The 705-nt window shown below is 72.5% G+C and carries 1 protein-coding gene; it reads left to right on the forward strand.

The window, feature by feature from the left end; translation table 11 throughout:
* On the forward strand, positions 1 to 691 hold a 691-nt coding region (locus tag GWK61_RS54965; protein ID WP_194922353.1), incomplete at its 5' end, for a metal ABC transporter permease.
* Positions 692 to 705: the final 14 nt, after the last annotated feature.

The raw sequence follows: 705 nt of genomic DNA on the forward strand, positions 1-705 counted from the left end.
GGTCGGGGCGGCGGCCGTGGAGCTCATCCGGGAGCGGGCCAAGGCCAGCGGGGACGTGGCGCTGGCGATGCTCTTCTACGGCGGGCTGGCCGGCGGGTCGATGCTCATCTCGGTGTCCGGCGGGAACGCGAACCTGAACTCGTACTTGTTCGGGTCGATCCTGTCCACGTCGGTCGGGGATCTGTGGGCGATCGCGGCGCTGGCGGTCGGGGTGCTGCTGGTAACGCTTGGGCTGCGCCGTGCGTTGTTCGCTGTGTGCCAGGACGAGGAGTTCGCGCGGGTGGCGGGCTTGCCGGTGCGGGCGCTGAATCTGCTGTTGGCCGTGACCACCGCGGTGACGGTGACCGTGGGCATGCGCGTGGTCGGGGTGCTGATGGTCAGTGCGCTGATGGTGGTGCCGGTGGCGGCCGCGCAGCAGCTGACGCGGGCTTTCGCCGCCACGATGGGGGCGGCGATGGTGGTCGGGGTCGGGGCCGCGTTCTCCGGCGTCACCATGTCGTACTACGCGGACACGCCGCCCGGCGCGTCGATCGTGCTCATCGCGATAGCGGTGTTCCTGGTCGCCAGCGTGTGCGCCGGCCTGGTGCGACGCGGGCACGGACGCGGCGGGTCCCGGGCCCGGCCGCGGGCGCCGGGTGCCGACCCCGCGGCCGAACAAGAGGTCGCGACCGTCCCGAGCCTGCCACAATGACATCGGAGGCGGAC

Origin of the sequence: Catenulispora rubra, from assembly GCF_015356825.1 — a bacterium.
GTDB classification, from domain to species: domain Bacteria; phylum Actinomycetota; class Actinomycetes; order Streptomycetales; family Catenulisporaceae; genus Catenulispora; species Catenulispora rubra.